The sequence below is a fragment of the Curvibacter sp. GW821-FHT09D12 genome, assembly GCF_059416245.1.
The window spans coordinates 43,071-62,751 of the sequence record NZ_JBWKOU010000029.1; the positions used below are offsets into that span (position 1 = coordinate 43,071).

23 protein-coding genes are annotated in these 19,681 nt (G+C 55.4%); all 23 read right to left on the minus strand.

What is annotated here, in order from left to right; all coding sequences use genetic code 11:
* Window positions 1–43: 43 nt before the first annotated feature.
* The 23 genes from AC07PT_RS27270 to AC07PT_RS27380 all read right to left on the minus strand — a co-directional run bounded on the left by AC07PT_RS27270 (window position 44) and on the right by AC07PT_RS27380 (window position 19,019).
* The gene (locus tag AC07PT_RS27270; protein ID WP_494658773.1) at window positions 44–1,501 is read right to left on the minus strand and encodes a DNA cytosine methyltransferase; all 1,458 of its coding nucleotides are present in this window, start codon (window positions 1,499–1,501) and stop codon (window positions 44–46) included.
* 75 nt (window positions 1,502–1,576) lie between these two features.
* Entirely contained in the window at window positions 1,577–1,876 is a 300-nt protein-coding gene (locus tag AC07PT_RS27275) for a hypothetical protein (protein ID WP_494658774.1), read from the minus strand.
* Between the two features lie 344 nt (window positions 1,877–2,220).
* Window positions 2,221–3,330: a ParB/RepB/Spo0J family partition protein gene (locus tag AC07PT_RS27280; protein WP_494658775.1), complete on the minus strand. Its 1,110-nt coding sequence runs from the start codon at window positions 3,328–3,330 to the stop codon at window positions 2,221–2,223.
* A gap of 174 nt (window positions 3,331–3,504) precedes the next feature.
* Window positions 3,505–3,690 carry a hypothetical protein gene (locus AC07PT_RS27285; RefSeq protein ID WP_494658776.1) on the minus strand — a complete coding sequence of 62 codons (186 nt, stop codon included), beginning with the start codon at window positions 3,688–3,690 and terminating at the stop codon, window positions 3,505–3,507.
* Between the two features lie 288 nt (window positions 3,691–3,978).
* Window positions 3,979–4,482, minus strand: coding sequence for a hypothetical protein (locus tag AC07PT_RS27290; protein WP_494658777.1), 504 nt, complete (start codon window positions 4,480–4,482; stop codon window positions 3,979–3,981).
* 9 nt (window positions 4,483–4,491) lie between these two features.
* Window positions 4,492–5,076 carry a hypothetical protein gene (locus AC07PT_RS27295; protein ID WP_494658778.1) on the minus strand — a complete coding sequence of 195 codons (585 nt, stop codon included), beginning with the start codon at window positions 5,074–5,076 and terminating at the stop codon, window positions 4,492–4,494.
* A 358-nt stretch (window positions 5,077–5,434) separates the two neighbouring features.
* Entirely contained in the window at window positions 5,435–5,686 is a 252-nt protein-coding gene (locus AC07PT_RS27300; RefSeq protein ID WP_494658779.1) for a hypothetical protein, read from the minus strand.
* Window positions 5,687–6,405: 719 nt separating this feature from the next.
* On the minus strand, window positions 6,406–6,660 hold the full coding sequence (locus tag AC07PT_RS27305) for a hypothetical protein (RefSeq protein ID WP_494658780.1): 255 nt from the start codon (window positions 6,658–6,660) through the stop codon (window positions 6,406–6,408).
* A gap of 94 nt (window positions 6,661–6,754) precedes the next feature.
* On the minus strand, window positions 6,755–7,102 hold the full coding sequence (locus tag AC07PT_RS27310) for a hypothetical protein (RefSeq protein ID WP_494658781.1): 348 nt from the start codon (window positions 7,100–7,102) through the stop codon (window positions 6,755–6,757).
* A complete protein-coding gene (locus AC07PT_RS27315; protein ID WP_494658782.1) occupies window positions 7,099–7,266 on the minus strand; it encodes a hypothetical protein in 168 nt (55 codons plus the stop codon). Before AC07PT_RS27315 ends, AC07PT_RS27310 begins: the two co-directional genes overlap by 4 nt.
* Window positions 7,267–7,333: 67 nt before the next feature.
* Window positions 7,334–7,654: a hypothetical protein gene (locus AC07PT_RS27320; protein ID WP_494658783.1), complete on the minus strand. Its 321-nt coding sequence runs from the start codon at window positions 7,652–7,654 to the stop codon at window positions 7,334–7,336.
* Window positions 7,655–7,729: 75 nt separating this feature from the next.
* Entirely contained in the window at window positions 7,730–8,107 is a 378-nt protein-coding gene (locus AC07PT_RS27325; protein WP_494658784.1) for a hypothetical protein, read from the minus strand.
* 34 nt (window positions 8,108–8,141) lie between these two features.
* Entirely contained in the window at window positions 8,142–8,363 is a 222-nt protein-coding gene (locus AC07PT_RS27330) for a hypothetical protein (RefSeq protein WP_494658785.1), read from the minus strand.
* A 587-nt stretch (window positions 8,364–8,950) separates the two neighbouring features.
* The gene (locus tag AC07PT_RS27335) at window positions 8,951–9,085 is read right to left on the minus strand and encodes a hypothetical protein (protein WP_494658786.1); all 135 of its coding nucleotides are present in this window, start codon (window positions 9,083–9,085) and stop codon (window positions 8,951–8,953) included.
* Window positions 9,086–9,161: 76 nt separating this feature from the next.
* Window positions 9,162–10,100 carry an ArdC-like ssDNA-binding domain-containing protein gene (locus AC07PT_RS27340; RefSeq protein WP_494658787.1) on the minus strand — a complete coding sequence of 313 codons (939 nt, stop codon included), beginning with the start codon at window positions 10,098–10,100 and terminating at the stop codon, window positions 9,162–9,164.
* Between the two features lie 88 nt (window positions 10,101–10,188).
* Entirely contained in the window at window positions 10,189–10,806 is a 618-nt protein-coding gene (locus AC07PT_RS27345; RefSeq protein ID WP_494658788.1) for a hypothetical protein, read from the minus strand.
* A 249-nt stretch (window positions 10,807–11,055) separates the two neighbouring features.
* A complete protein-coding gene (locus tag AC07PT_RS27350) occupies window positions 11,056–13,032 on the minus strand; it encodes an adenosylcobalamin-dependent ribonucleoside-diphosphate reductase (protein WP_494658789.1) in 1,977 nt (658 codons plus the stop codon).
* Between the two features lie 498 nt (window positions 13,033–13,530).
* On the minus strand, window positions 13,531–13,830 hold the full coding sequence (locus AC07PT_RS27355) for a hypothetical protein (RefSeq protein WP_494658790.1): 300 nt from the start codon (window positions 13,828–13,830) through the stop codon (window positions 13,531–13,533).
* 11 nt (window positions 13,831–13,841) lie between these two features.
* Window positions 13,842–14,999, minus strand: coding sequence for a DUF7146 domain-containing protein (locus AC07PT_RS27360; RefSeq protein WP_494658791.1), 1,158 nt, complete (start codon window positions 14,997–14,999; stop codon window positions 13,842–13,844).
* Window positions 15,000–15,176: 177 nt separating this feature from the next.
* On the minus strand, window positions 15,177–15,692 hold the full coding sequence (gene ssb, locus AC07PT_RS27365; protein WP_494658792.1) for a single-stranded DNA-binding protein: 516 nt from the start codon (window positions 15,690–15,692) through the stop codon (window positions 15,177–15,179).
* A 218-nt stretch (window positions 15,693–15,910) separates the two neighbouring features.
* Window positions 15,911–16,567: a hypothetical protein gene (locus tag AC07PT_RS27370; RefSeq protein ID WP_494658793.1), complete on the minus strand. Its 657-nt coding sequence runs from the start codon at window positions 16,565–16,567 to the stop codon at window positions 15,911–15,913.
* Window positions 16,568–16,783: 216 nt separating this feature from the next.
* The gene (locus AC07PT_RS27375; protein ID WP_494658794.1) at window positions 16,784–18,064 is read right to left on the minus strand and encodes a recombinase RecT; all 1,281 of its coding nucleotides are present in this window, start codon (window positions 18,062–18,064) and stop codon (window positions 16,784–16,786) included.
* Between the two features lie 106 nt (window positions 18,065–18,170).
* On the minus strand, window positions 18,171–19,019 hold the full coding sequence (locus AC07PT_RS27380) for a PD-(D/E)XK nuclease-like domain-containing protein (RefSeq protein WP_494658795.1): 849 nt from the start codon (window positions 19,017–19,019) through the stop codon (window positions 18,171–18,173).
* Window positions 19,020–19,681 lie beyond the last annotated feature (662 nt).

Here is a 19,681-nt window from a genome sequence, read left to right on the forward strand (position 1 = left end):
GCTGGCCAACACCTGGAAGGGTGCTGGCCAGCCTCGGAGACCGTTAGATATCGAGCAACGCGAGTTGAGGACTAGCCTCAGTTGCCGATGCCGGCGACGCTTGCGCTGGGCCAGTGACTTGATGAACCACCTTTGGTATGCAAGACGCCCGAGCAGTGACGCCGAGCAACTCACCTACCGCTACAAATGGGTCGTAGCAGACGCTCTGCCCCATCAGTTCATGTCCAAGGGTCAAGCCCAGCCCCTCGATCAGCTGCAAAGGGATCCCCTTCATGCGCGCGTGCTCCACCAAGGTGAATTGGCGGAGCAACGAAGGATCATGAGGTGAACGCAACTTGGGGTCCGTCCCCCTCACGCGCGAGTACCCTTTAGTGATCGTGGGGCAAAAGGAACTGGCCGCAGTCAAGATTTGCATCTTGAAGTTGCTGTTCTCCTTTTCACGATCACGGATTTCTTTCTCAACAAGGTAGGACATGGTTGACCAGCGTTCGTCACCTTCAGGCACATCTTCCAACACCTCACCCACTTGACGTTCGACCTTTTCAGGTCGCCGAAGCAGAGAGAAGTCGAATTCAAGGCCTTCAGTGACTGCGACGATGCAAAGTCGTTGACGATGCTCCAGCACATTCCATTCCCCAGCATGGAGGACCGTCTCGTGCACCTGGTAGCCCAAGTCACGAAGTTGGTAGTTCAGTATGTGCTTTGACGCACTACTTCCCCATGCCGGCACGTTTTCGACGAGCAAAACGCAAGGCTGCACCTTGGCGACAATGGCCAGGAACGGAGCGATCAAATGACCAACCTCTGGGTGAGCTTCCGCATGCCCAGCACCGCGCTTGGCTCGTCCACTGCGAGACGCTCCCGAGCAAGGAATCCCGGCCTCCAATATCTCAACTTTGGGCAAATGGTCCATCGCCCAAACGTCAAAGGCCAACTCCTGCATTGGGGCGGCCAATGAGATGGTTTCCTCATCCCATGCGTCGTTGTGAGTCGATGCTTGGTCGAGGAGTTCTGGGCGAATGTCATTGGCGAACGCCAGCTTGGGCCGGAGGCCTGAAGCCTTCAAGCCCGTGTGCAACGCATGCGACAAGACACCGCCACCGTGAGAGATGGACCCCACAGTGATCGGAGCCCCAGAGGCCACTTTCGCCCGCAGGCGAGCCAAGCGCTCCTTCTTGCCCAACTCCACTGCCGAGGGCAGCATGATGATGCGCATCTTCTGCGTGATGATGCGCACCGAGTCGAAGCCCTCGAACACCGACAAGGCCTCAGCCGAGTTGATGTCAATGACAGGCTGCTCAACTTCGCCCTTCATCTTGCGCGACACCAGGCGAGAGCCATCAGCCGCGAGTTCCAAGATGAGCATGTTGCGTTCTACATCCTTGCGAACACAGAAGCGTTTGCCTGGCAAGAACCCCGCACGTGATGCCTGATGGCCCTGCAACCACAGGCGTGGACGCCCGCGATGCAACCCGATTTTCCGGGTTTCATATGCTTTCATGTAGACCTCCATTGGAGATGCGAAGCCAGTCCCCCATACGGGACCAGGCCCGCGTGGGTTAAAGATGAGTTCGTTTCAAGCCGCGACGCAGACGGCTTCCCCCAGTGGCTTCACGAGAAAGCGCAGTGCTGAATCGATGTGCAGGTCATTGAGATAGGCGTAGAGATCAAGGTCACCCTTGACGCCAACGCCGTCCCCCAACTTCAGACGGGTCATCCACATCAGATCCCAGCGATAGCGCTTGTCCAGATCCCGAGTCAGTTCGGAACGTGGAAAGTCACCATTTCGGTATTTGGCTCGCAGCTCCTCTGTGTCGAAGGGGGCAACGGCCAAACGAAGAACTTCGAGGTCTTCGGGTTTGATTTTGAGAGTCATGACTGATCCAAAAAAACGCGAAGTCCACCCCCAACGGATGTGACCCCGCTGGGTTGAGAAATGCGATAACCATTACGGCCAGCGCAAGGAAATAGCCCTGAATGGGCTCGTGATTTGCTGCGTTTTAACTCTGCAGCTAGAGCATCAACAACAGGCGTAGCCGGTTGAGTGAATACAGCTTTCCAAAGGGCCCCTCCTTGGAACCTTTCGAAAACCCACGCGCCAGCTGGCGCATGGATTCAGGAAGTGGTGATGCCTGCTGGCGCATCCAAGCAACCATGCAAAGCAAGTGCCTCTGTCGAAGATGAACTTCAACAAAATGCACTCGCTTGCAAGCTGCAGGATTACGCGCCCGCGACTTCACCAGCAGTCTGCTCAACAGCACCCTCAGCGGGATCTGTCTCGCCCTTGGATTCGACGGTGTTGCGAAGGCGCTTGGCCTTCAACTGTTCCGCCTCATCGAAGGCCTGCATCAATTGCATCAAAGTGGATGCATCGACAGACACGGCCTGGCCATCCAAGGTCTGGGCACCGCGTTCGCCCACCTGTTGGATGAGTTCAGCGATGTCCGCGCGCTGCTTGAGCCCTCCCACAAGAGAGCCCAATGACGAGTAGATCTGTTCAACGCTCTTGCGAGGAGGAATCCACCCACGAACCAGAGACGGCTTGACTTTGGTCTTACCGTGGCTTTTGGCGATTTCGAGCTTGCCCTTGAGGAATTCGGCCGCCTGATCGCCATGCTCACGAATGACCTCAACAGCCAGCGAAGCACCCACAGATCCGGCGAGAATCATCTTTTGGACTTCGCTCGTAGCCTCTGCCAGGACCAGCATGTCACGCACGTGCACCAGAGACTTGTTGCGCTCTTTCGCAATTTCTTCCTCGGTCATGCCCATGCGGATCAGCTTCAGGTAGTTGCGACCAACACCCACAGCTGAGAGCTTCAAACCCTCTTGACTGCTCAATTGGCACATCACCCGATCGCGGTCATTGCCCCGGAAGGGGATGCACACGAGGTGCGGGATGGTCGCACCGCGCGAGATGGCCAGCAGGGCGCCACGCCTGCGCTGGTGACCCTCAACAATGATTTTTTTTCCCGTGGTCGCTTCGACGCGCACCACCAACGGCGGCACAAACGCACCCGTAGCGTAAGCAAAGGCAAAGTCCTCAATTTGCTGGACAACCAGCGGATCCGAGTAGTCGCGCTCGTTGAAGCCCGGCTCTTCTTCCAGTTGCTCAGGGGGAACCTTGTACACATCGTCCTTCTTGACACCGGTCACAGCGGATTGGGCCGCTTGAGCCTTGAAGGAACCGAGGATCTTGGTCGTTGTTTCGTTCATGTCGTTTCTCCAAAAAAAGAAAAGCCATGGACGCACCATCCCACCATGGGATAGCGTGCCCATGATGGGGTTGAAAAATGATTTTTTGGCTTGCGCCAGGTTGAGAAGAACCAAGCTCGAAAGCTCAGCCAAATGGAGGGGATGACCCTCCGTCAATTTGTCGAGGCATCCACGAAAGCGAAGCGGACTCGTCGTCCATCTGGCACTCGTGGGCTCGACACTTCCCTCACCGCTGCGGCTGCCATCTGGCCTTCAGGCCATCAGGAAACGCACGGTCAAGGAGAAGTCTTAACTACCGTTCAAGACGGCATTGCAACGCAACTCATGCAGGCGAACCAGCATTTCCGCGTCGGCACAAGCGTCCACCGGATCCCGGCGCTCGTCTTCCTCAATCCGCTTGCGCAGCGTGAAGGACGTGCTCGGGTCACTCAAAAGACGATTCTTGAGATCGTCGTATGTCTCGTCAAGGCTCATGAACTTCCTATGAAAGTCGAGCCGTCTCAAATCCCATCACGGGCTTGATCGAGCCCGTATGGGTGAATGAAAACCTCTGGAAGAGGTAAGTGTTTCTGCGGTTTCAACTCCGGCAGCTCGGAGCATCTCGAAGTGGATAACCACTCCGAAAAAAACTGGATTTCTAAAACGCTAGATCAAGCGCTTTAGGAATCCACCCCAGCCTGGAGGCTGGAGGGATTTTTTGAGAGCAATGGTACACCAGTCCAATGCAGTACGCACCCCGTGGATCACGGGATGGCGCTCGCGTTAGACAGCACCAGGGCCTTCAACCTTGATGATGTGCCAGGCGCTTTGGCCAGGTTTCTCACGCGCGTAAATCAACTGCTGGATAAGCAGCTCACGCACAAGAGACTCATCCCCGGCCTGCTTGGCTGAGAGCGTCAAAGATCCAACATTTGCAGATGTCAGGCCCAGGTGACGCTCAGGGCATTCAATGGGTCGGCTGAGCGTAGAACGGACCTTACCGATCCATTCAGCTGCGCTCAACTCCCCAGTTTTTCCCATGTTCTTCCAGACGGTGTTCCTACCCTCGAAATGTCGAGCCCAATCGATGGCATGAGCAATGACATCTTCGGACGATCCCAACACCGGGGCGCCCCAGCTGCGTGCTCGCTTCGCATTTGCACCCCAGCCCGCGTAGCAGTTATTGGAACCGCTGAGGATGGCGAGGAGGAACAAATCAGAGGCAAGGTCGAATGGTGCCCCCGGGATACGGATGGCCTTCATTTCGTAGATGATGGTTGTAGACATGGCAACTCCTCAGGCAAACATATCGATGGTCTCGCCTGCCGGCGCGACATGTCGAGAACTCGGGGTCACATTGACGTGAACCGTAGCGTTCAACGCTTCCAAAAATGCAAACGCTTCTGCGCAGTCCAGGCGAACCTGAACATGCAGCATGTCGCCGCCATGGTCCTGAATGGTGGGATGGATCCCCCAAACATGGTCGTGGTAGCCGCGAATGCGCTTTTCGTAGGCGCGATCGACGCTGATGTCGGCCAGCAGATCCATGGCCATGACGCCAAAGTCCTGAACCTTCAAGGATTCGTGGAACTTCAGATACGTCTCGGCCGAAACCCGCTTTCCGTTGAGCAGCCGCATGCCCGCCTCTGCTTCGAATACAGGCCCACTCCTGAAGGCAAGGAATTTCCTTGCAAGCTCCAGACGTGGTGCACGAAGCAAGCGCCAGCCATTCACTCCTACCGCCGTCTCTTCCAGCGCCAGCGTCAATGTGGCCGTGCTGAGAGACTTCACCAGGTACTGAATCCACTGGTCGCTCGACACACCCTGCGTAGACAGAGATGCCAACGACACTTTCATGTGCGACGTTTCATTGATTGGCATTTGATGCCCTCCTAAAGTCGGGGCACCTACCCCATGAGGGCAAGCACCCCATGGGTTAGAAAGTGATTTCAGCCCCTCGAAACGGGCGTCAAGCAGCTTGAAGCAATCACTCGCTCAGGCTCAGAAAAGCATCGCACTGCTGTACGTAGCCATCCGAGTCGAAGCGACCAGGGAAGTTGACCTTGCAGACACTCATCCCAAATGCAGCTTCTTGGCAGTTACTGCAGCCAGAGCACAAGTCGTCATCACTGATGGACTTGGGGATCCCAGCACACGCGATTTCACAGATTTGATCCAGCATCGATTTCTCCGAAAGTTAGAGAGACCGCCCCCATAGGGGCGTGCCCCTATGGGTTGGTCAATGCGGATTGTGCAGACCGCTCAGATGGGCATTGCTCGGATGGTCGATAGACCAACGGCCTGGGACCGTACCGAGCTTGCTCGCCTCAAGAACCGCCTGGTTGTAATCGGCCACCGCGATCGTGCGACCACGCTCAGCGACCATGTAGCACCCCCGGTTGCCGAAGCCACGTTTAACTGCGCTGCGGCTGTAGGGGAATGCATACGAGATGACGTGCTCGCGCACGTTGTGAGAAGTACCTTCAATCATTGCGATCTCCAAAGAAGACCAAGGCAACGATTTGCCCCAGGGGCAAAAAGTCGCCCCGAGGGTTGAGATAAGAGAGGCCATAGGGCCCCTGCTTGTTGTCGCTTGCCGGGTGGCGAGGGCGACTGCCTCATGAACCGAGCGCATTACGCAGCACGGGACAATTCTTGGTTTGCTGAAACGTCCTTGGATAGGCCAAGGGCGCTTGAGCAAACCTACCTCGACACCCTATTGGGGGCGCGAGGTAGATTTAATTGGTCAGACTGTCATGGCCTCGTCAGATTGCTCTGATTCGTCCACCGCCGACATATCACCGGTACTCAGATCCAGCTCGGCATCGAGTTCGATTTGCCGCCGAAGCAAGCCACATGCATGCTTCAGCAATTTCTTTGACTTTCATTTGGTGCCTTTGGGAAGACCCCGCAGACACCACTCCCATGCGGGTGGTGTCCCGCAGGGAGTTGAAATGCCGCCAGTTGGCGGATCGTTTGCTACTTGATTTATCTCTGGCAGCTCAGATCGATGTCACCGACGCATTACGCAGCGATGTCAAAAGCTAGCTTCTCAAAGAGCACGGAATGCCCTTTGAGAAACCACCTGTTGTTGCCAGGATGGTTGAAGGTGGGTGGGAGGCACCAAAAGCCTGGCTACCGCTGGCCTGCCCGTGTAGGGCAGGCCAGCGGTTTTGGTGGACACGCCACCAAGAAGGTGGCGTGTCCAGCTCAAGCCAGCTTGTGAATGTTCACGGGCACAGCGCTCAGCCACTCAGGCCCGAGTTGATTACGGACCTGGCGCAGCAAAGCCCCATCACGCAAACGCTCATCTCGACCGGTTGTCCATGCAGTAGAGAGCCGCTGCTTCCAGGAACGGCCATGGGCCGTAGCGAAACGCTTCAGGGCCTCTAGCTGCTCTTTGGTGGGCTTTTCTTCTGCCGTGTCAGTCGATTGATCGGCGGGGGCGAAAGTCATTTTTGACATGGGAACTCCAAGTAAAAAAGCGGTCGCCCCAGCGGGGCAAACCGCAGGGGTTAAAGAATCAACCTGAATTAGGTCAAGGTGTAGCAACCATGCATTACCGCATGCCCTTCTTGACGAGATCCCTCAAGATGGACTGGGCGTCACGAATATGGGGTGTGAGCATCTGCACGGCCAGAGCCAGCATTTGCGTTCGATGAGTGATGGTCGAAACCATGCCGGGTCCGAATAGGTAGCCCACACGTCGATGCTGTTCCATGGCCGCAAGTAATGCGCTCTCGGCATCAATAAGTTGGTTTCGCGCAACCAGCAGTGGGCACTGTTCAGGCGACTCGACAAGCAAGCCTGCGGCCTCACGGGCTTTGTTGCACTCGATGATGAATCGGGCGCGGTCCTCGTCGCCCAGAAGGTACGCCTGCGTCTCGTCCAGCACAACACGGCTCAAGAAAACTGACGCAGATCCTTTGCCGGGCGAGCCTGCATGTCGAGCAGGATCTTGCGCTGATAGCCCTGCACTACCGGCTCAATGAGCCGGATGTATGCCTGCAGCGCCAATACCATTTCGGCAGCTGCGACCATCTCAGCGGTGATTGCACTTTTATCGTTCATGACTTCTCCATTTGAAATGGGAGCGGTCATGCCCCAAGGGCACGACGCCCCCTGGGGCTGATGTTGTTTACAAGGTCAGCGACCGGAAGGCGCTGATGAAATAGTGGCCAAGAAACTGACCACTGGTGCTGTAGGTTTCATAGAGAGGGCGCAACGATTTCTGCAGCTGGCAATACGCCATCTGGAAAAGCTTCACCTGGACAATTCCACCTTCGTTCACCTCAGCTGGCGCGGACAATCCCGCATCAACGAGCAGCTGCAGGTCCAGCTCGCCGGTCTTGAAAAGACTTGCATGGTTTTCGGTGCGCACGTGCGAATGCTTGTGCATGCGCATGAGCAGCGCCTGACTGCCCAAAGGGGCGGGTCGGGTCGCGGGCATTGCGTTCATGAACGTCTCCAAAGGATCGAGACACTGCCCCCATCGGGGTCGTGCCCCGATGGGTGGTACAGATGCTCAGACCCCTCAGATGAGGGATGCTTCTACCGCTGCCGTGCGGAAGCTGGAAAAGCACTTCTGAACGACTTCCTCAGGCTTGGGCTGACCCTTACCTGCAGCAAAGTATTCCTTGGTCAATGGCAACCACAACCGCCTCATGAGGCAGAACTTGGTGTCACTTTCCAGGGAATACGTTTTTTCGGCGCGAATGGTGAATTCACCGCGCCCTGTGCGCTCTGTGTTTTGACTGGTTCCGTAGGCGACCAACACCTTTCGGCATCCATCGACTTCGGTCACATCCAACACAAGAGCAGGCCGGAATTTTGGTCCCGGCTGCATTACCGCTTCTGATTCAGGAAACCAGACGCGCACGATTGCCCCCATTGGGGCAGAAAGCTCAATCATGATGCCTCCTACCCCGAGGGGTGAGTTGTGGTGGTTACTTGCTGTCGGTCTTCATCACGCCATGGGCCTGGAAGAATTCGCGCAAGTTTTTGGCTTCAAAGCCTGGTGGTGGCGACTTGAGTCCGTAGTCGCCCATGAAGCTGTTGATCGCACGATGGATCATTGCTTCAGTAGAGATCCCCCATTCATCCGCCCGCTCGCGCAGGCGATCGGGCATCGTGTCGTCATCGTCGAAGTTGATGACAATTTGAGGCATGGTGGTGTTCCTTTCGCTTTTGTGACGCCGCGACCAGAACCATTGCTGGCTTGGTACAGCGCGCTCAGAGCGAGAGCGTAAGCGGACTCGACGCCGCATGAGCCGAGACAGTCGTGGCGACTTCTCGACAATTTTCATATTCATATGACCTCCGAAAAAACAGAGGCCACGATCCCCAACAGGGACTGAAGGCCCCATTGGGTTTAAAAAACGGGCGAACCCGGAAATTGCTACAGATTAGACTCCCGAGCTAGGAGTTCAGAGCATCAAGCATAGCTTGGTGCAGAGAAACTTTGGAAGAAGGATCGCAACTCGCAGAACTTCTTCGAAAGGCTCTCAACGTGAAAATTATTCTAGCAGCAACTCGGCGAAAAGTGACTTTTCAAGTCGCTCTTGATGGAGCATGGGCGACTTGAAAAGCCCTCGCACCCCCAGGGGGGCGCAAGGACTCAGGGTGAACTGTCGAAACAGTGGCTTAGCGCAATCAGATCAAGTCCAATTGGGCACTTTACAACGGTGGGCTTTACCCTAGGAAAGGCTGCAGCGCCAAGGCACACACGCGTACTACCGACGCCGTATAGAGATCTTCAACGCTTGAAAATCGCGCGAAGGCGTTGGAGATAACTCTGACGCTCGGCCTGACCGACAACTGCACAAGGCTTGCGCAGAGCAGGATTGGCATAGTGCAGACCCATCACATTTGCAACTTCAAACTTCAACATAAAGAACTCCTAGAAATGAAACCCGAAGAACCCCACGACTGGTGGCACTCCGGTAAATGGTAATAAAGCCAACGGCTCAAGCGAACAACATCCCCTGACCTTCAAGCACGGCCTCCGTTTCCGGGAGCTGGGTGCTGGGTGCCACATCGGGGCAAGATTGCTCCTGCTCCACGATGCCGGCCTTGAGAATGCGATCCGCTGCACGAAAGACACGTCCAGCGCTCTTTTGGAACGCCTCGCGTGAGCTTTTGCTCGACAGCCATGACTGAACATAGCCACGAGCCTCTTGGAGGCCAGGGAGACCCAAAGCAGCGCAGCACAGAAAGGCGGCGGACTCAGCTTCAGCCTCTTTGAGGTTTTTGCTCAGTTCAATCGCACACGCCACTTCATCCTCATCGTCCTTGCCAGCGTGTAGCAGGCAGTGGGCGAGTTCGTGAAAGACGGTCTTGTGCGGCATTCCTGCCATCGGGTTGATGGCGATCTGCTGCATTTGTGTCCAAGCCAACCCTTGGCAGTTGCCGTTGACGTGCGAAAAGGGAAGTTCAGTGATACCAAGGGTTTCCAGCGCCAGCACCTTGTTCCAAACGAACTTTGGTGCTGGTGGCAAAGACTCGCAGGGCACATCGCTGTGCGGATCTGGCTGAGTCTGTGCAAAGGCAAACCAGTTGTTGCGCATGACAAAGATGCGCTTGTCGGGCTTCCCTTCTTCGCGCGCTTCCTTGGCACTTGCTGGCGCCTCACCTTCTGCAGGCTTTCCTTTGATCGTCACGGGCATCCAGAGTGCGATTGCTCGCTGCCCTTTCATCACGCTACGACCCTTTTCCTTCCAGGCGTTGAACGATGCGATTGGAGAGATCGGGATCCTCCGTTCGTGCATCTGATCCATGGCCAATAACTGATTTCCCAGGCTGTAGTTGTGGAAGGCGTTGTAGTAGTCCCCAAGCCGACCTGGTTCAGTCAGGATGGATTCAAACAACTTTGCCCAATCCGGACGCGCGACTTCTTTCTTTTCCATGATGTGTACTCCGCATGCGCGGGCGCACCAACCCCCTTGCGGGCTGGATTGCCCGCAAGGGTTGATGAAAAATTACTTCTTCAGGCGCTCAATGAGGAACGACTTCGAAGTCACCAGTACGCTGCGGCTCAGGACCGAGATCGAGCCCTTCCAGTGGAATGGCATCGCCCCCGCCCTTACGCTTTGCAGCAGCTGCAGGTGCAGCGCCGGATGCGGATGCAGACAACACAGCCTCATTACCCCCCTTGCGGGCGGCCTGACGGCGACGTTGCTGCGGCTCCGCTGGAGCGGTCTGCGTGGCATTGATCCGCTCCAACTGCTCAGATTGAGCAATCACAGTTTCAGCAAGCCATCGCAGTTGCTCCTCAATCGTCAGTGTGCCCATGGGCTTGCCTGACGGCTTTTGCGGCTCTGCGACTTGCTGAGCCGCACCTTCTTCTTGTGCCGGCGCAAATCCAGCAATAGCGCCATTCAGCCCACGGATGGACTTCATGAACGCCTGCATGCTCTGTTGAGCACTTTCGATTTGACGGGCCTGGGCGTCGGCTTGGAGCTGGGCTTTCGCCTCCTCCAATGCCTTGGCCTCCTGTTCGAGCTTCTGCTTGTGCCTCGCAGCCACACGCGCAAAGATCGAGATGACCTCGTTCTTCAGCGAAATGATGGAGCCAATGAGAGCCAGGATGAGAACGAATTGTTCTGGTTTCATGATGATGTACCTTTCAAGTGGAATTCCACCGTGCACACCATTCCCAACGGGAGGTGTTCCCGATGGGGTTTGATAACGCCGACATGCGGCGCAAAGTAGCTGTTCGTCTTACGACAAGGGCAGCAACCCTTTTTCTTCACCAGGCCATTACGGACAAGGATCAAAAACCTGTTTTCCAAAACCTCCTCTGAATGGAGGCTGGCTTTGGAAAACCCCCGCGAGGGGGTTAAGGAATGTGCGCGACGTGTGTCAGCCGCAACTCCCGATATAGATCAGGCCAGCGTAGCTGGCCATCACAGTGTCTTCTATCGATTGCATCCGAACCCTGATATCTGGGTACTCCTGGTCCAACTCGGAACTGAGCAAAGCCAATGGCCATTCGGCATCACCGCTTCCTCCGTTGTCCACGGTGAAGGCCGACGCCCGATCCTTGCTGACACGACAGGCCGAGAGGCCCTTCAGCCCCCCTACCCAGGCATCCATGAAGATGCGTTTGAAATCCTCGAAGGGATAGCCAACGGGAACCTTCAACGTCTTGCTGATTGAGGCATCCACAAAGGGCGCCAACGTGATCAGCATGTCCAGGTGCGCTTGCAAATCGATCGACTTCGAAGTCTCGAAGTAGCTCGGCAGATTGTCCGCATCTCCACCCATGCGAAGGAACTGGAGATAGGCCGCATTGAGCAACCTCTCTGTCTTGTTCGTCCCATCCGCTTGGCGGATTTCTCGGACCTCTTCGAGCGCTTTGACGGGCTCGCAACCGCTTGAGCAGTTGTTGCCGAGAGTGAGCGAACCTGCGACCGTAGTCCCCAGCGCCAGCAGGTGGCTGTTTCGAATTCCGTGGGTACGGATCATCCGTCTCAGCTCCCTTGGCAAGCGACTGGCAAAGGTTCCCTCGGCATCATCACTCACGCCCTGAAGGAACTGTGATGCGTCAAACAATGGGAATGCTCCCCGCTCCAAGGCCAGATCGACCGAGGCGGCGTAGGCAGCATTGCAAATGGTCTGGGCAACACGCGCAGCGAATGCGCGTCCCTCATTCGATGAGTACCGAAGTCCCATCATGATCAATGCATCAGCCAGGCCGGTAAATCCGAGACCGATACGGCGCTTGGAATGCGCTTCAGCCTGGTGCTCAGGCAAAGGCCAGGGCATCAGATCCAAAACGTTGTCAAGCATGCGCACCAGAACCGTGGCCTGTCGTTCAAGCTTCTCGAAGTCGAACGTCGGGGCCCCCTCCCAAGCTGCCCTTGTCACGAAGCGCGAAAGCACCAGGTGCCCCTGCTCGCAGCAGCCATAAGGCGGGAGCGGATCTCCACCGCAAGGCGTGGATGCCGTGATTTGCTCGCAGTAGCGAAGATTGTTTTCTTCCTGAATTCGATCCAGAAAGATCACGCCCCCCTGCTCTGCTCGTTCGTAGGTGATCTGCATGATGGTGTCATACAACTCACGTGCTCGCACTCTGCGATAGACCCAAACGCCATCCTCGCGCCTCACGGCGCCAGCAGCGATCTGAGTCGGAGAAGGCGTCGCACTGTGCACCAACTCGAAGTCGCCATCAACGATGACTTGCTCCATGAGTTTGTTCGTCAGCGCCACCGACAAGGTGAAGGTTCGTAACGATGAACCATCCTCTGAAATAGACGGGTCCACTGCCGTCTTGGCGGCAATGAACTCGAAGATGTCTGGATGATCGCAACGCATCACACCCGTCTGCGCACCTCGGTGCGATCCCGCCGCGATGAGCGACTTGCACATCGCGTCAAAGATGCGCATGTAGCTGATTGGGCCACTGGCGTAGGTACTCGTGGAATTGATCCACGAATTTTTCGGCCGGATCACGCTGAAGTCATAGCCCACGCCTCCACCCAAGCGCATGGTTTGAGCAGCCTGGCGGGCCGCCTCCATGATGCCTGGTATGCCATCCACAGCTTCGAAAACCGAATCTGCGAGAGGCTGTATGAAGCTGTTGACCCAGGTCGCATTGGCACCGGGAAGCCCAGCAGCCGCATTGATGCGGCCACCGAGAATCGTGTAATCCAGTGCCTCACGAAAAACCGGGATCCACTCCTCGGGAACGTGTTCCTTGACTGCTAGCCCAGCGGCGACGCGATCCAGCACCTGTTCGGGTGAGGACTCGCAGCCATGGGCAAACTTTTCAATGAGCACGGACACGCTCACCGATTGGATCTCCACACCCATGCGGGTGATTGTTTCCATTTCCATGATGTGACTCCTCAGATGAAAAATCCAGAAGTGACACCACCCTCAGCGGAGTTGGAGTCCCCGCTGGGAAGCTTGCATGCCAGCGAACCAGCATCATGTGTGGTCGCTATGTGTCTTTCAACAGGGAAGCGAAGCCCCTTTTGTGACAGAGCGGTAGTGCCCTGGCTCAAAATCTCAGTTTGCATATGAACTCCTTTGCGGTTGAAGGCCCCCATGCAGGGCCTACCGCAGCCTCCAGAGCGATCTGGGAGCTTCGGTAGGCCCTGCATGAGGTTGAATGCGTTCAACCGCGCAGAAGCCGTCCATCAAGGCACTGCGTACAGCACCTGAGCCGCAAGGTTGCCCCTGACTCCTCTGGATACTTGAGTTCGCCAGCTCGAACTTCAAAAACTCAGGGCATAGCCACAGAGCTTCAAAATCTGGCTTTCCGCATGCCACCAGGTCGTGATGGCATCTGGGAAACCAGCCCCCGGAGGGGCACGGTTCATTTGACACATCTCAGGAATCTGTTGGACTCCCTCGACGCGCCTTCTCGGCCTGCGATGCAGCCAAGAGCTTGGCGCTCACTCTTTCCGTGATGCGCCTGGCAACCTCCGCATACTCGCCGAAGAACTCGACGGCAATGCCTTGGTTGATCTTTCGAGCGACCATACCGACATGCTGATGAACACCGATATCGACTTTCATTCGCTGGACAAGGAAGTCTCGATAGTCCCCCTCAAAGCCCAAGGGAGGAGCAAAGGCCGACCTGGCACCTGGATTGGTGTCGATCTCATGAAGGTTGATTAGGCCGTACATGGTCATTGCTCCTATGCTGCGCGACGTGCGAGAAGGTTGGTTTCCAACATCGCGCGCTGGACAGCCTCGTAGCTTGGGAAGCCTGCGACGCCATCCCTGTTGAGGATGTCCAACCAATCCAATGACTTCTCGCCTTCAGGGATTTCTCCCTTGGGCGTGATTGCCATTGCTTTCTTGCCCATGGCCCACATCCTCTCGACGAGTCGAATGGATGCCTCTTGGCCATGGCCACGTGGGTGCTCTTTGGACGGGCGATCTTTGTCGGAAAACACGATCACCATATCCACGTCTTCAGGCGGTACGAAGTTCGCCATCATCGTGGCGTTCACCGTTGCCCATGTAGGTATACCCATTCCCTCCATCGCAGCGTAGGAAGTTTCAATTCCCTCGGCTACCCCCAAGACCCTTGCCGCAGGCGCCAATCTGATGGCTCCACCCAAGATCTTTAGATCGTCAGGGTAGGACATCAGCTTTTTGACCTCTGGCACGTTGGCCTTTCGACCACTGGAATCAAGGTAGGTGCGATGAATCGTGACGGGGCTACCGTCCACAGCCTGCACCACGGCCAGCATCGCCGGGTGATACCCAGTGATCTCTTTGCCGTCGCTATAGGCCAAGCGCGGATGGAAGGACAACGCCCTCATCTGCGGCGGGGTCAAGCCTCGTCGTGCGAGGTACAAACGCAGCGGTTCTGCCTCCTTCGAATTCGGGGAGACAGTCTTCTGCATCGTCCAGTTAAGTGACTTTTTCAAGTCCTCATTGGAGCGTTTGGCCACTGGTTCCACCTTTGGAGGAAGTGGCGTTCGAGGGGCAGCGTAGTCATGGTTCTTGTCTCCCGTGAGGGTCGCCATCACCGACTCAACTGTCTCTTTGCCCGTCCATCCATTGACCCATTTCAAAACAGCAAAGCCGTCATGAAAGTGGCCGCAGGAATTGCAGATTGCTCTGCCTGCAGTGTGGTAATCGCGAAAGAGCCGAAACCCGTCTTTACCCCCGTGAACCGGGCATGCGACGTGTCTGCGACCTTCCACTTCAAGAGCTGGCCCGAGTGCTGGCGCGAGGGCACGAAAGATTGCCTCCCATCGCCCTACAGCCAACTCACGAGTTCTCCGCCAATACTCGTTCCAGTATTCTTTCCATTCGGCCTCCGTCATTTCGTTGAAATGCATAGCTTCTCCTGATGAACCCCGATCGGGGCATACCCAAATGCCCCGAGGGACATTTAGGAATGCCCCGATGCGGGTGTGAAACCAGACGAGGAGCCACCCCATCCGGGGTGATTCCCCGGTTGGGACGAAAGTAAATGGCCATCAATCGATTTGCCCATTTAAGGGCAACCCAACCGACTACCAGCGTGTGTAGTTCCCAGGATGGTCGTCAGTGTCGCCCTGAGGCGGCAGTGCCGAATCCGGACTTTGACCCTGATGCCGCTGGCGCCGTGGTACCGGAGCTTCCTGCCTCGCATCCTGTGATGGCTGCGAGGACGGATGACTCGGCGTAGGGTCAGCGCCATCTTGCCTTTTGGGTACATGCCGGTGGTGCAAGCGCACCGTGTCAGCAATGACCTCAACAATTTGTCGCTCAATGCCTTGGCCATCGGTGTACTTTCGAGAGCGCTTCGTGCCCTCGATATACGCGAAATCCGCTTTTCTGAGGTTGTTCATCACATACTCAGCATCACGTTTCTGCGCAATCACTCGATGCCATTCAGGACGACTTTTCCATTCGTCCGTTGTCTTGTCCTTCCAAGACTCCTCAGTGACCATGTTGATCACCGCTATCTTGTCGCCCGATGGAAAGGTTTGCTCCTCGGGGTCATGGCCAAGTCGGCCAATCAAGATGGATTTATTCAAAAAGAACATGCGATCTCCAATGAGTTGCTCTCCCCGTAAGGGAGGGTTACGGGGTCAACGCGCTTTGCGGTAACGAGTGATCGCGACCTGACATGCGCGCCAAGATGAGGCCTTGTGGACCTTGAAAGAAAGGTCTTGCCAGGCGTAGCTACCGTCCGTTTTTTGATGGATGTAGCAGCCCTTGTAGGCCTTGGTGATGGAGCAGTTTGCAAGTCGCATAGACGCCTTCAAACACGTTCCAGGCGACGCACCTTTTGAGGCACCATCACCGTATGCTCGATCACCATGTAGTCGTTGGCCATCTCAATGAATGCATCCCGCATCCGATCGCATGCACAATCGAACGCCTGAACGAGTGCAGCCCGCTCTTTCAGCTCATGAAGTGGCATCTCCAGGTAATCCTGAAGACTCATTGCATGATCGATGGAGCTGCTCTTGAGACGGGTCCATCGCAGGGGGGCTTTCAGATTGGCTCGCGGCCCGTTGCAGACCCCACATTGACAGTTCGCATCAGACACCGGGTATGGACTGAGCTTCCCGCAACTTTTGCAGGTGCTCTTATATCCGGGATCGTAATACTCAGATTCATAAAGAACCAAATAGCCAGCACTGCGGCCATTTGTGCCAATGGTGTAGTCAGCACCCACGTCCTGCTCGAACTCACGAATGACCCATGAAAGTTCATTCCAGTAGTCGCCTACAGAAATAATCTCCCTGGCTTTCTCTTGAGTCGTGCCACTGAGGCCAAGACGATTGATCTTGACACAGTTGGCATACGAGGTTGATCGGATCAACCCATTCATGGTGTCGTACCGAAAGTGCGACAGTAGGAAGTTCGCCACGGCTTCTTTGCTGTGGTTATTGATTTTCTTTTCAAAAAACATGTGATCTCCAATCGAAATAGGAGGCATGTCCCCCAATGGGGAACTAGGCCCCCAAGGGTTTTAGAAAGTAACGTTGCTGCTTATAAGGCCAGCTACCCTTTAAATCCGAGATCATTACGATCCAGGAAAAAAACATGTTTTTCACCAGCCACTGAAGCAATGCCTGCTGAAAAACACCCCCGAGCCGAAGCCCGGGGAAGTGTTCACGAATAGCTGTCACGGCCTGCCGAAGAGATCTGCGGTAGGTGGTGACAGAACGTCGAGTCTTACGCGGTAGACCTGGTTCACATGCTCCAGATCGGCGCCGGAAAACTCAGCCTCGGCCTGGATCATGAGTTCATCCAGGCTACGCACGTGGCTACAGGCTTTCAACTTGGCAATGGTCTGTTCGACCATCGAAGTTGGAGCCTGTTGCTCAACCGGCTTTCCTTGCTGCCTCGGCGCGGCCTGTGGCTTTTGGTGAGCCTCAGACTTTGGCACGGGGCGCAGCGGTGGAGTCTGCCGCTGTTGTGGTTGAGGCTGGTGGGCCGGTGCACTTTGCGGTTCACTCGTACGAGCCTCTTGCGACTTCTGAGGCTGTCTCGGCGCCTGTTCGGGCCGAGGCTCAGGTCGAGGAGCATTACGCCACGTAGGGGACGCTTCACCCTTCGAAGCGATATTGCCCTCGTCGTCCGGTTGCGCATCGTAGGGCGGTGGCTCGTAGATGCCATCTGCAGCTTGGTGCAACTTGATCCCTTGCTTGAACCCGCGATCTGCGGCGGAGTCCAGCGCAAGCGCCATTTGCAACTCAGCTGACATCGGAAGCGACCCATTGCACAAAGACCGTATGACGGTCTTCTTACCCATGGGCACCGGGTTGATGTCCCAAGGATGGGGCTTCTGCTTTCGCTTGGCTGATTGGTACCCGAGGCTGGCATCACGGATCTCGTTGATCTGCCGAATGTTCTTCAGATCAAACGTGCCAGTGCCATCCGCGAAGAGTGCACATGCATAGAAGCCCACGACATGGCCTCGATCTTGATCGGATGCGGGGAAGCCTCCTTCACCCGCCAATGGCTTGTGATCGAGGAACCGGTTCAAACCGAGGCTGAAGTCGAAGTGATCATTGACACGAGACTCGTGCGCATAGATGTCCTTGACGAAGCCAGAGTTACGAACCAGCTTCATGAGCCCTTTGTATCCAGGGATCAGCTGACACTCATCATGAAAAGGCACCAAAAATGCCTCACCGTTTTGGTTGATCTCCAGGCCCAACTGTGAAGCTTGGAGCACTGCTGCCAAAACGCTGATGGGTTGGCACTTCCCCAGTGCCGGTGTCTTGCGAAAGGCAGTCAATGCCACACGCAAAATCCGTTCGACAGGGATGTGTTTCGGAAGAGCGCGAGCAACCTCAAGCCTCTGAGCTTCGAGCAACTCAGGAAAGCCAAGGTCGAAGATCTCTGCGCTCACATCGGAAGTCGAATCGTGACGCCGAATTTGTCTCAAAATTTGCGACATGGTGTTTCTCCAGAAAATATCGAGAACACCCCCCCAACGGGTGGCGCTCCCGTTTGGGTTGAAATGAGCCTGAGGCCCGCTTAGGTTGAGCGGGCATGCCCGCTATTCACTCTTCGTACTCCAAGACACTGCGCGACTGCCATTCGGTGATTTCGATCTTCTCGCTCTCGCCGTAAGGCTGATAGCTTGGCCAGCGATCGTTTTTTCGGCACCACTCCAAAAGTTGAAGTGCATTCCGGTACTTGTGACGGCCAGTCTCAAGAGTAATTTCACCTGCCTCGTATATCGCAATGTTGTACGGGGCAGTGGCCTCAACCGCAATAAAAACAAATGGGATTCTTCTTCCTAGTAGTCTACTCACCGCATCCGAATAGAACGCTGCCTGTAAGTCATATCCTCGATCACCGATTTCTCGGCGAAACTTTGGTTTACTTGCATTCAGCGTCTTTTTCAGGTCGCATATTTTAACAATCCGACCATTCTCATCAAAGACAAGCATATCAAGACGAATTCGGCACTGGATCCCAGTATCCTCATCCACCCAAAAATAACTCTTCTCTTTGTAGGAATTAGCCAAATACAAGGCGCATTCATCGTGCTCATTTATGGAATCCAGCATTCCCTCAACAGCTTCCTTGTCTGCCTCGGCAATTGCCATCTTTCCGTTGTTTTCGCTTTCCCAAGCCGCATTGGTCGATTTCCCCTCCTTTGTTCGCAAGTCAAACTTAGGCTTGACTACTGTTTGACTTTTAAACAAATCGGGTTCAAGAACGCGCAAATGAAATAGCGTCCCAAATTCCATTGCCGGAGTCGCGACACGACCACGCGTCAGTTCGTAATGATACGACTTCGGGGTGGTTAACATCGATACAAGACCTGAGTGTCCCACAACGTTTTTATCGGCGTGGTATTCACTGGCCGGCATGTCCAAGAACATGCTGATTTCGTCAGACATTGAGTACCTCCAAAAAATTTCGAGGCACTCCCCAATCGGGTCATGCCCCGACAGGGTTAAAAATCACTTTCGTGATACGAATTGCTATATGCCTTTAGGCGGGATAGCGACCCATGGAAGCTGAACGATTACCGATACAGCTAGCAATTCTCTCAGATGAACTCAACGAAGATCATTTGAGAGAACTGCTGCCCCCCTGGCATGCCAGAGGGGCAGGGAGTTCATTGTCGATTGGTCGCATGTCTTGCGGAGCGTACGCCACTTCGGATTGCTTGACGCAAGTGAGGCGGAATAACCTGCCCTGACTTGAGCCGTTGATGCAGTTCACCCGCATCACGAAACGGCATGGCACGCAAAATTGCTCCAACAAATGTATCTTTACCGATTTTCATTTTCACGCCTCCATTACCGCAATGCGCGGAGAATAGGGGAGCTGATCATCAGACCGGCAAGAACACAAAGTGCAAAAGGAAAAACCAGATCCATGATGAGCCCCTGTAGTGGTTAATAAACCCTACAGAGTGCTCACAGAACTTTTTAAAGTCTGTGGCACCCCGCAGGCCTAAAGGCTCATGAAACCTTTAGCAGGCTGAAGAAATACCTCCCACGCATCCAGCCCAGCAGCCCAACCCCCGGTAAGCTCAGCGGAGCCTCCCACATCA